Source organism: Janthinobacterium sp. DSP2-3-3 (assembly GCF_049897325.1).
GTDB lineage: Bacteria > Pseudomonadota > Gammaproteobacteria > Burkholderiales > Burkholderiaceae_D > Janthinobacterium.
Genome location: NZ_JAFCWA010000001.1, coordinates 810,945 through 823,332, shown reverse-complemented (window position 1 = coordinate 823,332; position 12,388 = coordinate 810,945). Strand labels below are relative to the sequence as shown.

Annotated in this window: 11 protein-coding genes; all 11 read left to right on the top strand. The window is 61.7% G+C overall.

Annotated elements, in window-relative coordinates; genetic code table 11:
• The first annotated feature begins 309 nt into the window (after positions 1 to 309).
• The 11 genes from leuC to accD all read left to right on the top strand — a co-directional run bounded on the left by leuC (position 310) and on the right by accD (position 12,380).
• On the top strand, positions 310 to 1,713 hold the full coding sequence (gene leuC / locus ACP7DE_RS03915; RefSeq protein ID WP_426070821.1) for a 3-isopropylmalate dehydratase large subunit: 1,404 nt from the start codon (positions 310 to 312) through the stop codon (positions 1,711 to 1,713).
• Positions 1,714 to 1,781: 68 nt separating this feature from the next.
• Complete coding sequence (locus tag ACP7DE_RS03910) at positions 1,782 to 1,904, top strand: lipoprotein (RefSeq protein WP_010400408.1); 123 nt, start codon at positions 1,782 to 1,784, stop codon at positions 1,902 to 1,904.
• A gap of 51 nt (positions 1,905 to 1,955) precedes the next feature.
• Positions 1,956 to 2,603 (top strand): 3-isopropylmalate dehydratase small subunit, encoded by a 648-nt coding sequence (leuD, locus tag ACP7DE_RS03905; RefSeq protein ID WP_426070820.1) that lies wholly within the window; start codon positions 1,956 to 1,958, stop codon positions 2,601 to 2,603.
• 11 nt (positions 2,604 to 2,614) lie between these two features.
• On the top strand, positions 2,615 to 3,685 hold the full coding sequence (gene leuB, locus ACP7DE_RS03900) for a 3-isopropylmalate dehydrogenase (protein WP_426070819.1): 1,071 nt from the start codon (positions 2,615 to 2,617) through the stop codon (positions 3,683 to 3,685).
• Positions 3,686 to 3,730: 45 nt separating this feature from the next.
• The gene (gene asd / locus ACP7DE_RS03895; RefSeq protein ID WP_426070818.1) at positions 3,731 to 4,858 is read left to right on the top strand and encodes an aspartate-semialdehyde dehydrogenase; all 1,128 of its coding nucleotides are present in this window, start codon (positions 3,731 to 3,733) and stop codon (positions 4,856 to 4,858) included.
• 244 nt (positions 4,859 to 5,102) lie between these two features.
• Positions 5,103 to 7,565, top strand: a complete 2,463-nt coding sequence (locus tag ACP7DE_RS03890) for a FimV/HubP family polar landmark protein (protein ID WP_426070817.1) — start codon at positions 5,103 to 5,105, stop codon at positions 7,563 to 7,565.
• A gap of 46 nt (positions 7,566 to 7,611) precedes the next feature.
• The gene (gene truA, locus ACP7DE_RS03885) at positions 7,612 to 8,442 is read left to right on the top strand and encodes a tRNA pseudouridine(38-40) synthase TruA (RefSeq protein WP_426070816.1); all 831 of its coding nucleotides are present in this window, start codon (positions 7,612 to 7,614) and stop codon (positions 8,440 to 8,442) included.
• A gap of 47 nt (positions 8,443 to 8,489) precedes the next feature.
• The gene (locus ACP7DE_RS03880; RefSeq protein ID WP_426070815.1) at positions 8,490 to 9,173 is read left to right on the top strand and encodes a phosphoribosylanthranilate isomerase; all 684 of its coding nucleotides are present in this window, start codon (positions 8,490 to 8,492) and stop codon (positions 9,171 to 9,173) included.
• Complete coding sequence (trpB, locus tag ACP7DE_RS03875) at positions 9,166 to 10,428, top strand: tryptophan synthase subunit beta (protein WP_426070814.1); 1,263 nt, start codon at positions 9,166 to 9,168, stop codon at positions 10,426 to 10,428. Before ACP7DE_RS03880 ends, trpB begins: the two co-directional genes overlap by 8 nt.
• 85 nt (positions 10,429 to 10,513) lie before the next feature.
• On the top strand, positions 10,514 to 11,311 hold the full coding sequence (gene trpA / locus ACP7DE_RS03870) for a tryptophan synthase subunit alpha (protein WP_426070813.1): 798 nt from the start codon (positions 10,514 to 10,516) through the stop codon (positions 11,309 to 11,311).
• Between the two features lie 196 nt (positions 11,312 to 11,507).
• On the top strand, positions 11,508 to 12,380 hold the full coding sequence (gene accD, locus ACP7DE_RS03865; RefSeq protein WP_426070812.1) for an acetyl-CoA carboxylase, carboxyltransferase subunit beta: 873 nt from the start codon (positions 11,508 to 11,510) through the stop codon (positions 12,378 to 12,380).
• Positions 12,381 to 12,388: the final 8 nt, after the last annotated feature.

Here is a 12,388-nt window from a genome sequence, read left to right as displayed (position 1 = left end):
GGGGGCGCGCGCCTGTCGTTATTGTCGAAATACAATACACGAAAGGTTAAGGAAAAAGTATCAATTTCTGATTCCGCCGTGACTCGTTCGGCAGCTTGCCTGCGGATGGGGCCGGCATGCCGCCAATGTGCCGATATCGGCAATTTCCAGCTCATATATAACAATGTGGCCAAACTTTGTATCGCCAATCCCACGCTTTTACCTGTTTCGGTTCTGTATTGCGCAATATATGGCATAATCCCTGTGGATCACCGTATGACTTGGTATCACTTGATCACTTAAACAGGCTGTGGCAACGCTGCATAAATCATGATGAAGACGCTTTACGACAAACTCTGGGAATCCCACGTTGTTCGGGCCGAAGATGATGGCACGACAATTTTGTACATCGACCGGCACCTGCTGCACGAAGTCACCAGCCCGCAAGCCTTCGATGGGCTCAGCGTGGCGGGGCGCCAGCCGTGGCGTATTTCCGCCAACCTGGCCGTGGCCGACCATAACGTGCCCACTACCAGCCGCGTCGACGGCATCGCCGACCCGGTTTCGCGCCTGCAGGTAGAAACGCTGGACAAGAACGCCAAGCACTACGGCTTGACCTACTTCAACATGAACGACAAGCGCCAGGGTATCGTGCATGTGATCGGCCCCGAACAGGGCGCGACCTTGCCCGGCATGACGGTGGTGTGCGGCGACTCGCACACGTCCACGCACGGCGCCTTCGGCGCGCTGGCGCACGGCATCGGCACGTCGGAAGTGGAACACGTGCTGGCCACGCAAACCTTGCTGCAAAAGAAATCCAAATCCATGCTGGTGCAAGTCGACGGCGCCTTGCCGGCCGGCGTGACGGCCAAGGATATCGTGCTGGCCATCATCGGCAAGATCGGCACGGCCGGCGGCACGGGCTACTGTATCGAATTCGGCGGCTCGGCCATCCGTGCCCTGTCGATGGAAGGTCGCATGACGGTGTGCAACATGGCCATCGAGGCGGGTGCGCGCGCCGGCATCATCGGCGTCGATGACACCACCATCAATTACGTCAAGGGCCGCCCGTTTTCCCCGGCCGGTCCGCATTGGGAGCGCGCCGTGGCCTATTGGCGCACCCTGCATTCGGATCCGGGCGCCCGCTTCGACCTGGTCGTCACACTCAATGCCGCCGACATCGTGCCGCAAGTGACCTGGGGCACGTCGCCCGAAATGGTAATCGGCATCGATGGCCGCGTGCCGGACCCCGACCAGGAAAAAGACAGCGTCAAGCGCGATGCGATGGAAAAGGCGCTGGTCTACATGGCCTTGAAACCGAATACCGCCATCGAAGACATCCGTATCGACAAGGTCTTCATCGGTTCCTGCACCAATTCGCGCATCGAAGACTTGCGCGCGGCCGCTGCCGTGGTGCGCGGCAAGTACCGCGCCTCGAACGTCAGCCTGGCGCTGGTGGTGCCCGGTTCCGGTCTCGTCAAGGACCAGGCCGAGCGCGAAGGCCTGGATCGCATCTTCAAGGATGCCGGTTTCGAGTGGCGCGAGCCGGGCTGCTCCATGTGCCTGGCCATGAATGCCGACCGTCTGGAACCGGGCGAACGCTGCGCCTCGACCTCGAACCGCAACTTCGAAGGCCGGCAAGGGCAGGGCGGCCGTACCCACCTGGTGTCGCCCGCGATGGCGGCGGCGGCGGGTATCGCCGGCCACTTTGTCGACGTGCGGGGCTTGCGATGAGGGCAGGGACTGGCGCCGCTGGCGTACACTAGCGCTCCCAGTCCCTTACTTACTATCAAGAAATCATCATGAAAAAACTCTTCGCCCTCCTCATCGCCACCGTCATCCTGTCTGGCTGCAACACCGTCTCCGGCATTGGCCGCGATGTGCAGAAAGTCGGCCAGGTCGTCACTGGCGCCGGCGGAAAATAAACCGTGACGTGCCGGCGCCCTGCGCCGCCCGTCCTACCGAGTAGAAACAGCATGGATAAATTTACGCTTTACGAAGGCCTGGTGGCCCCGCTGGACCGCGCCAACGTCGACACCGACGCGATTATCCCGAAGCAATTCCTGAAATCGATCCACCGCAGCGGTTTCGGCCCCAACCTGTTCGACGAATGGCGCTACCTCGACCATGGCGAACCGGGCCAGGACAATAGCCGCCGTCCGCTGAACCCGGATTTCGTGCTTAACGAGGGGCGCTACCAGGGCGCCTCGATTTTGCTGACGCGCAAGAACTTCGGCTGCGGCTCCTCGCGCGAACACGCGCCGTGGGCCCTCGATCAATATGGCTTCCGCGCCATCATCGCGCCGTCGTTTGCCGATATCTTCTTCAATAACTGCTACAAGAATGGCTTGCTGCCCATCGTGCTGTCGGAAAGCCAGGTCGAGCACCTGTTCAATGAAGTCAAGGCTTTCCCCGGCTACCAGCTGGTGGTGGACCTGGAACAGCAGTGCGTGCGCACCAGCAATGGTTCCGTCTCGTATCCATTCGAGATCGATGCCTTCCGCAAATATTGCCTGATGAATGGCCTCGACGATATCGGCCTGACCCTGCGCCATGCGGACGATATCCGCGCCTTCGAAGAACGCCATCTCGCTACTCAACCGTGGCTCGCCAACGTCATTTAATCGATAAAAATATGAAAATTGCAATTTTACCCGGCGACGGCATCGGCCCTGAAATTGTCGCGCAAGCCGTCAAGGTCTTGAATGTGCTGGGCGAATCGTTCGAGCTGGAAAGCGCGCCCGTGGGCGGCGCCGGCTATGCGGCCCATGGCCACCCTTTGCCGGAAGGCACGCTGGCCCTGGCCAAGGCGGCCGATGCCGTGCTGTTCGGCGCCGTCGGCGACTACCAGTACGACAATCTGGAGCGCCAGTTCCGTCCCGAGCAAGCGATCCTGGGCTTGCGCAAGAACCTGGGCCTGTTCGCTAACCTGCGTCCGGCTATTTTGTATCCGGAACTGGCGGGCGCCTCGACCCTGAAGCCGGAAGTGGTGGCGGGTCTGGACATTCTGATCATCCGTGAATTGACGGGCGATATTTATTTTGGCCAGCCCCGCGGCGTGCGCGAGTGCCCGGACGGTCCGTTCAAGGGTCAGCGCGAAGGCTTCGACACCATGCGCTATGCGGAGGGCGAAATCCGCCGCATCGCCCACGTGGCCTTCCAGGCCGCGCAAAAGCGCGACAAGAGGCTCACCAGCGTGGACAAGGCGAACGTGCTGGAAACCTTCCAGTTCTGGAAAGATATTGTCATCGACGTGCACAAGGAATACCCGGATGTTGCGCTCGATCATATGTATGTTGATAACGCGGCCATGCAATTGGTGCGGGCGCCGAAGAAATTCGACGTCATGGTGACCGGCAACATGTTCGGCGATATCTTGTCGGACGCGGCCGCGATGCTGACGGGCTCGATCGGTATGCTGCCGTCGGCTTCGCTCGATGCCAACAACAAGGGTTTGTACGAACCGTCGCATGGTTCGGCTCCCGATATCGCGGGCAAGGGCATCGCCAATCCGCTGGCGACGATTTTGTCGGCCGCCATGATGTTGCGCTATTCGCTGAACCGCGAAGAGCAGGCAAATCGTATCGAGGCTGCCGTCAAGCAAGTGCTGGCGCAGGGGCTGCGCACGGCCGACATCCACGAAGCGGGCACCACCTTGGTCGGTACCGAGGCGATGGGCGATGCAGTTGTAAAAGCACTGGGATAAAATAGTTTAATGACGGCAGTCGCCGTCTCATCTTGAGGAATGGTAATGAAATTAGTTGGCTTGGTAGGTTGGCGCGGTATGGTCGGTTCGGTCCTGATGCAGCGCATGCAGGAAGAGGGCGATTTCGCCCACATCGAACCGGTGTTTTTCACCACCTCGAACACGGGCGGCGCGGCGCCGGCCATGGCGAAGAATGAAACCATCCTCAAGGATGCCAACAACATCGCCGAACTGTCCAAATGCGACATCGTCATTTCCTGCCAGGGCGGGGACTACACGAGCTTTGTTTTCCCGCAGCTGCGCGCAGCGGGCTGGAATGGCTACTGGATCGATGCGGCCTCGACCTTGCGCATGGAAAAAGACGCCGTCATCGTGCTCGACCCCGTCAACTTGCACGTCATCAAGGATGCGCTGGGCAAGGGCGTGAAGAACTACATCGGCGGCAATTGCACCGTCTCCTGCATGATGATGGGCCTGGGCGGCCTGTTCCAGCACGATTTGATCGACTGGATGACGTCGATGACCTACCAGGCGGCATCGGGCGGCGGCGCGCAGCACATGCGCGAGCTGCTGACGCAGTTTGGCACCATCAACGGCTCCGTCAAGGCGCTGCTGGAAAACCCGGCTTCCGCCATCCTGGAAATCGACCGCCAGGTGCTGGCTACCCAGCACGGTTACTCGCCGGACGAGATCAAGCAATTCGGCGCGCCGCTGGCCGGGAACCTGATCCCGTGGATCGACAAGGACCTGGGCAACGGCCAGTCGAAGGAAGAATGGAAGGCCGGCGCGGAAACGAACAAGATCCTGGGCCGCGGCATCGACTTTGGCACCAAGGAAATTCCCGTCGACGGCCTGTGCGTGCGCATCGGCGCCATGCGCTGCCATTCGCAAGCGCTGACCATCAAGCTCAAAAAAGACGTGCCGCTCGATGAAATCAACGACATCATCGCCAGCAATAATCAATGGGTGAAATTCGTGCCGAACACGCGCGAAGCGTCCGTGCGCGACCTGTCGCCGGCCGCCGTCACGGGCAGCCTGACGATACCCGTCGGTCGCGTGCGCAAGATGAGCATGGGCGGCGAGTACCTGTCCGCCTTCACCGTGGGCGATCAATTGTTGTGGGGTGCTGCCGAGCCGCTGCGCCGCATGCTGCGCATTTTGCTCGACGCGTAATGGCAATAAATTGCTGATCAAGATCAAGCCGGGGCTGTTTCCCCGGCTTTTTTTTCGCCCTGAAGCCATCAAGGCTCAACCATGCGGAGCTTGCATAGCTCTGGGCATGATGATATGTTGATACCTCTGGAAAAGTAACAGTTTTCCCATGTCAACTAAGATGCCGCCAACTATGCCTGTACACACTCGTCCCCGGGTCGCCTCCCTTGCCATTAAAACACTCAGCAGCGCTGTCGCCTGTGCGGTGTTATTGTCACCGGCGGCATCCGCAGCCGAGCTGGGCAAGATCACGGTGTTGTCCGCCGCCGGCCAGCCGCTGCGCGCCGAGGTCGAATTATCGGCCGTCAAGCCAGGCGAGGCAGCTAGCCTGCTGGCCAAACTGGCGCCGCCGGATGCCTACCGCCAGGCCAACGTGGAATTCAATCCCGCCCTGAACGCGTTGACATTTGCCGTGGAAAGCCGCAACGGCACGTCCTTCATCCGCATCAGCTCGGCGCAACCGGTGGCTGAACCCCTGGTGGATTTGCTGCTGGAACTGAGCAGCAAGAGCGGGCGCCAGGTGCGCGAATATGCATTCGTGCTCGACACGCCCGAAGCGCGCCAGACGCGCGGCGCGCAAGTGACGGCGCCCGTGGAGCCAGGCAAGGCCAAGCCTGCCGCCGCTGGTGTTGCGCCGCAAGCGCCGAAAAAGCCGGCCGGCGAATACAAGGTCAAGGCGGGCGATACCCTGAGCCGCATCGCCAGCGAACTGAAACCATCGGGCGTCTCGCTCGACATGATGCTTGTCGCCCTGTACCGTGCCAATCCCGATGCCTTCAAGGGCGAGAACATGAACCGCATGCAGGCCGGGCGCATCCTGGCCGTGCCGGGCGCGGACGCCGTGCGCGCCACCGACGCGGCCGCAGCGAAGGGCGTCGTGACGGCGCACGCCATCGATTTCGACGCCTATCGCAACAAGCTGGCGGGGCAGGTATCGCAAAGCAAGCCGGCCAAGGCGGCGCAATCGACGCAAAGCACGGCTGGCAAGATCGGGCCTACCCGCGTGCAGGAAAAGCCGACGGCCGTGAGCGAATCGCAAGACAAGCTGAAACTGTCGAAGGCGGAGCCGGCGGCCAAGTCGGCCGGCAAGAGCGCCGTCGCCAGCGAGGAGGACAAGATCGCCAAGGCCAAGCAGGTCGATGAAGCGGCCGCGCGCGTCAAGGAGCTGGAAAAGAATGTCAGCGACCTGGAAAAGTTGATGGCGGTCAAGAGCAAGGCCATGGCTGACAAGAGCGCTCCGGCACCCGCCAAGCCGGCCGAGGCCGCTGCCAGTGCATCGGCCATCGCCAGTGCGCCGGCCGAGGCGCAGCCGCCTGTTCCCAAGGCCAAGCCGGTGCCGCTGGTGAAAAAACCGTCGCCGCTGGAACCGACCATCACCGACAAGATCAACGACCACCTGGGCGCCATCGGCATAGGCATCGCCGCGTTGCTGGCGGCCGTGGCCGCATTGGTGATTGCGCGCCGCCGCAAGGAGACGCCGCCGCCCGCCGCAGATATCGCCCCCGTGTTCGAGCCGGAAGCGCCAGTGGTGCCATCGTCCGGACTGGCGCCGGAAGACCAGCAGTCCGAAGCGAGCAACCACCTGTTCGGTACGGGCGCCGCCGCTGCCGGCGTGGCCGCCGCAGCGGGCGCCAGCATGCTCGATGCGAATGAAACGGACCCTGTTGCCGAAGCGGACGTGTATATCGCCTACGGCCGCGATGGCCAGGCCGAAGATATCCTCAAGGAAGCCTTGCGCATCCACCCCGAGCGCCATGCAGTCCGCTTGAAATTGTTGGAAATCTATTCCGCCCGCAACGATGTGCGCGCGTTTGAAGACCAGGCTAGCGAGCTGTACAGCCTGACGCGGGGCCAGGGCGAAGAGTGGCCGCAGGCGGCCGCGCTGGGCCTGGCGCTCGATCCCACCAACCCCTTGTATGGCGATACGGAAGACGATGCCGTCGTCAGTCTCAGCAAGGGGGCCGGCGACGATTTGCATGGCCAGAGCATGGACTTGCCCGACGACCTGTCTTCCCCGGCGGCCGACCTGGCGCCGGCAGAGCCGGTGTCCGCCGTGAGCGCCCGCGATGCGCGCGATCCTCTCGATTTTGACCTCGACAGCCTCGATTTCGAGCCTGTCTCCACCAGCGACCCGATCATCATGCCGGGGCCGGACAGCAAGCCGGTGTCTGCCGCGCAGGATGCGCACTATGACGCCAGCATGGATTTCGGCCTGGACCTGGAACCGCCAGCGGGCCCCGTGAATGGCGTGGGCGCCGGTTTGACGCCTTTGCCTGATCCGTTGAAGGATGTGGACCTGGCCCATTTCGACCTTGACGCGCCCGTGGCGCCGGCTGCCGCGCCGGTCGCGGCGGCCAAGCCATCCATCGACAGCCTGTTTGACGACGCGCAAACGCCAGCCACCTTGCCGGAAGTCATACCGCCCGCGCAAGAATTCGACCTGTCCGGCATCGACCTGGACCTCAACGATGGCAAGACGGCCAGCGTGGGCGTGGACGACCCGCTGTCGGCCATCCACATGGAAATGGATACCAAGCTGGACTTGGCGATCGCTTACCAGGAAATCGGCGACAAGGAAGGCGCGCGTGAGTTGATCGATGAGGTCATCAAGGGCGGCAGCGAAGAGCAGGTCGCCAAGGCGAATACAATGAAGGCACTCCTTAGCTAGCAATGCCCGCCGGCGCGGCAGGCTGCTGCGCCGGTATAATGCTCCGATGCAAAATATTACGACAGCAACGCCATTCAAGCGTATCGTCCTCGGTCTGCAGTATGACGGCACGGCCTGGCATGGATACCAGAAACAGGAAGATGGGCAGACGGTGCAGGACCAGCTGGAAAACGCGCTGGAGCAGTTTGCCCGCGTGCGCCTGGCCACGACCTGCGCCGGCCGCACGGATACGGGCGTGCATGCGCTCGAGCAAGTCGTGCACTTCGATACGGAACTGAACCGCGACGTGCACTCCTGGGTGCGCGGCGTCAACGCCTTCCTGCCGAAATCCATCGCCGTGCGCTGGGCCAAAGAGCTGGCCGGCGACCCCACCGTCAACGATTTCTTCCACGCCCGCTTTAGCGCCCGCGCGCGCACTTATCATTATGTATTGTATAACAACGCCACCCGCTCGCCGCTGGTGGAGGGGCGCGCCGGCTTCTTTTTCCGTCCGCTGGACGTGGAACTGATGCGCCAGGCCGTGCAACCGCTCTTGGGCTGGCACGATTTCACGGCCTTCCGCGCCGCGCAATGCCAGGCCAAGTCGCCCGTCAAGCTGATGCATGATATCCGCATCGAGCGGCGCGGCGATTGCGTCATCTTCACCATTACGGCGAATGCCTTCCTGCACCACATGGTGCGCAACCTGGTCGGTTCGCTCGTGTATATTGGCACGGGACGCGAAAAGCCGGACTGGCTCGGGCACTTGCTTGAAAGCAAAGACCGGCACGCGGCGGCGCCCACTTTCATGCCGGACGGCCTGTACCTGGCGCAGATCGATTACGATCCGAAATGGGCGTTACCGCAAGACAGCAGCAGCGCTTTGCCCTGGTTCTGACGTTTTGCATCAAGCAATAACATCAAGCAATAACATCAAGGAATAGCATGCCTCGCACACGTATCAAGATCTGCGGCCTGACCCGCGTCGAAGACATCCAGGCGGTCGTGGCGGCAGGCGCCGACGCCATCGGCTTCGTGTTTTATCCGAAAAGTCCCCGTTACGTGACGCCCCGGCAGGCGGCCGACCTGATCGCCGCCATGCCGCCGTACGTGACGACGGTGGGCCTGTTCGTCAACGCCACGCTGGAAGAGGTGCGGGCCACCAAGGCCGTGGCGCCCTTGTCGCTGCTGCAATTTCATGGCGACGAGACGCCGGAACACAGTGCCGCGCTGGCTGGCGCCGTGCATACGCCGTTTACGCAAGTGTTCAGGGTGAAACCTGACACCCGCTGCGAAGATTTGCTAGAATACGAACAGCGCTATCGCGCCGCCAGTCCCTTGTTCTCCAGCCTCTTGCTCGATACCTATGTGGATGCCTACGGCGGTGCAGGAAAGGTATTTGATTGGTCCCTCATTCCAAAAGAACTCGCGCCTCGGGTCGTTTTAAGTGGTGGCTTGAGCGTACAAAACGCGACTGACGCAGTGCTGCGCGTGCGCCCTTACGCCGTCGACATCAGCAGTGGTGTCGAAGCGTCCAAGGGTATCAAGGACGCATCCCGAGTCCGCGCGTTCATCGCCGCGGTGCAGGATGCCGATGCCATCATTGCCAGAGGAAACCACCATGAATGACCACACGCATGACCACAGCGCCGCGCCCGGCGCAGCCGCCGCATTGTTCCACGCCACCGATTACCCGTTTCCCGACCCGCGCGGCCACTTCGGCCCGTATGGCGGCGCATTTGTTGCCGAAACGCTCACGCACGCGCTGGCCGAGCTGAAAGACGCCTATGCGCGCTACAGCGCCGACCCGGAATTCCTGGAAGAATTCCGCTACGAGCTGAAACATTTCGTTGGCCGTCCATCGCCCATTTACCACGCCAAGCGCTGGTCCGAAATGGCCGGCGGCGCGCAAATCTATTTCAAGCGCGAAGACTTGAACCACACGGGCGCGCACAAGATCAACAACGTGATCGGCCAGGCCCTGATGGCCAAGCGCATGGGCAAACCGCGCATCATCGCCGAGACGGGCGCCGGCCAGCATGGGGTGGCTACGGCCACCATCTGTGCCCGCTTCGGCCTCGAATGCGTGGTCTACATGGGCAGCGAAGATGTCAAGCGCCAGGCGCAGAATGTGTACCGCATGAAATTGCTGGGCGCGACCGTCGTGCCCGTCGAATCTGGTTCCAAGACCCTCAAGGATGCGCTGAACGAAGCCATGCGCGACTGGGTCACCAACATCGAAAACACCTTTTACATCATCGGCACCGTGGCCGGCCCCCATCCGTATCCGATGATGGTACGCGACTTCCAGTCCGTGATCGGCGAGGAATGCCTGGTGCAAATGCCGGAAATGACGGGCCGTCAACCCGACTACGTGGTCGCCTGTATCGGCGGCGGCTCGAACGCCATGGGCATTTTTTACCCGTACATCGACCAGAAAGAGGTGAAACTGATCGGCGTGGAAGCGGCCGGTGAGGGATTGGATACGGGCAAGCACTCGGCGTCCTTGACGGCGGGTTTCCCTGGCGTGCTGCACGGCAACCGTACCTATCTGCTGCAGGATGAGAATGGCCAGATCATCGAGACGCATTCCGTCTCGGCCGGCCTGGACTACCCGGGCGTGGGCCCGGAACATGCCTGGTTGAAAGATTCGGGCCGCGCGCAATATGTGTCGATCACGGATGACGAGGCATTGCAGGCTTTCCATGACTGCTGCCATATCGAAGGCATCATCCCGGCCCTGGAATCGTCGCACGCGCTGGCTTACGCGGCCAAGCTGGCGGCCACCTTGCCGAAAGACCAGATCGTGCTGGCCAACCTGTCGGGCCGTGGCGACAAGGACATGCATACCGTGGCGGAACGCATGGGATTGAATTTCAGTTAAGCAACTGATAAACCCCATGTCAAACAGGTCGGATTGGCGCGCCAGCGCGTCATCCGACATTCCTCACAGATAAAGAAAGCTCCCCATGTCCCGTATCGCCGCCACCTTCGCCAACTTAAAATCCCACAACAAGACCGGCTTGGTCACCTTCATTACCGCCGGCGATCCCGGCCCTGACGCCACCGTGCCCTTGATGCACGCGCTCGTTGAGGGCGGCGCCGACGTGCTGGAGCTGGGCGTGCCGTTTTCCGATCCCATGGCCGAAGGTCCCGTCATCCAGCGCGCCTGCGAACGCGCCTTGAAATTCAATGTCGGCATCCACGATGTGTTCGCTTATGTGCGCCAGTTCCGCGAAACGAACCAGACGACGCCCGTGGTACTGATGGGCTATGCCAACCCCATCGAGCGCATCGGCAGCGCCGCGTTTATTGATGCAGCGCAAGCGGCCGGCGCCGATGGCGCCATCATCGTCGACTATCCGCCGGAAGAGTGCGAGGAGTTCGCGGCCGCCATGCGTGCGGCCGGCCTCGACCTGATCTTCCTGCTGGCGCCTACCTCGACCGAAGAGCGCATCGCGCAAGTGGCCAAGGTTGGCGGTGGCTTCAGCTATTATGTGTCGCTCAAGGGTGTCACGGGTGCAGGCAACATTGATACGGAACAGGTGGCAGAGCGCCTCGCGGCCATCCGCCAGCATGTAAAATTACCGATCGGCGTTGGCTTCGGCATCCGCGATGGCGCCACGGCCAAGGCCGTGGCCAAGGTGGCCGATGCCGTTGTGATCGGCAGCCGCATCATCCAGGAGATAGAAAATGCGCCGCCAGGAGGCGCCGTGGACGCCGTGCGCAACTTTACGGCAGGCATCCGCGCCGCACTGGACGCCTGAGTAAACTTGCCTCTTAAGCAAGTTGCGTTGGCGGCAAAGTTCGACAGCCCGGCGATAAACGGCTACACTTCGGCCACTGAATGCCTGTCATTGTGCAATAGATAAAATTTTTGGTGGCGCCTTGCAAGGCGTCGCCGTTGACCGTCTGCCGGGGGCGTCCACCGACGCTACCCCTACAAGGGCCCAAGGAGAAAATATGAGTTGGTTGGAAAAACTGCTGCCACCGCGCATACAGCGTTCTGATGCTGCCGCGCGCAAGACCATGCCGGAAGGCCTGTGGGTCAAGTGCCCATCGTGCGAAGCCGTGCTGTATCGTACGGACCTGGAATCGAATTTGCACGTGTGTCCGAAATGCGACCATCACATGCGCATCCGCGCGCGTGAACGTCTCGACAGCTTGCTCGACGCGGGCGGCCGCTATGAAATCGGCCAGGAAATCCTGCCCGTCGATACCTTGAAGTTCAAGGACAGCAAGAAATACCCGGACCGCCTGAAGTCCGCCATGGAAGCGACGGGCGAGACGGATGCGATGGTTGTCTTGGGCGGCGCCATCATGAGCCTGCCAGTGGTGGTGGCGTGCTTCGAATTCGAATTCATGGGCGGCTCCATGGGCTCCGTCGTGGGCGAGCGCTTCGTGCGCGGCGCGCAGACCGCGCTGGAACAGAAAGTGCCGTTCATTTGCATCACCGCTACCGGTGGCGCGCGCATGCAGGAAGGCTTGCTCTCTTTGATGCAGATGGCGAAAACCACGGCCATGCTGACCAAGCTGTCGGAAAAGAAATTGCCATTCATCAGCGTGCTGACCGACCCGACCATGGGCGGCGTGTCCGCCTCGTTCGCCTTCATGGGCGACGTGGTGATCGCCGAGCCGAAAGCGCTGATCGGCTTTGCCGGCCCGCGCGTGATTGAAAACACCGTGCGCGAAAAGCTGCCGGAAGGTTTCCAGCGCGCCGAGTTCCTCGTCACCAAGGGCGCCGTCGACATGATTGTCGACCGTCGCAAGATGCGCGAAGAAATCGCCCGCTTGCTGGCCTTGTTGCAAAACCAGGCTGTCGAAGTCCTGGCTTAACGCCAGAG

What these genes read in the sequence shown, in the direction of transcription:
- trpA (WP_426070813.1), top strand. Translation starts at nt 10,514, where the DNA reads ATGTCCCGTATCGCCGCCACCTTCGCCAACTTAAAATCCCACAACAAG.
- truA (WP_426070816.1), top strand. Translation starts at nt 7,612, where the DNA reads ATGCAAAATATTACGACAGCAACGCCATTCAAGCGTATCGTCCTCGGT.
- asd (WP_426070818.1), top strand. Translation starts at nt 3,731, where the DNA reads ATGAAATTAGTTGGCTTGGTAGGTTGGCGCGGTATGGTCGGTTCGGTC.
- ACP7DE_RS03880 (WP_426070815.1), top strand. Translation starts at nt 8,490, where the DNA reads ATGCCTCGCACACGTATCAAGATCTGCGGCCTGACCCGCGTCGAAGAC.
- accD (WP_426070812.1), top strand. Translation starts at nt 11,508, where the DNA reads ATGAGTTGGTTGGAAAAACTGCTGCCACCGCGCATACAGCGTTCTGAT.
- trpB (WP_426070814.1), top strand. Translation starts at nt 9,166, where the DNA reads ATGAATGACCACACGCATGACCACAGCGCCGCGCCCGGCGCAGCCGCC.
- ACP7DE_RS03910 (WP_010400408.1), top strand. Translation starts at nt 1,782, where the DNA reads ATGAAAAAACTCTTCGCCCTCCTCATCGCCACCGTCATCCTGTCTGGC.
- leuD (WP_426070820.1), top strand. Translation starts at nt 1,956, where the DNA reads ATGGATAAATTTACGCTTTACGAAGGCCTGGTGGCCCCGCTGGACCGC.
- leuB (WP_426070819.1), top strand. Translation starts at nt 2,615, where the DNA reads ATGAAAATTGCAATTTTACCCGGCGACGGCATCGGCCCTGAAATTGTC.
- leuC (WP_426070821.1), top strand. Translation starts at nt 310, where the DNA reads ATGATGAAGACGCTTTACGACAAACTCTGGGAATCCCACGTTGTTCGG.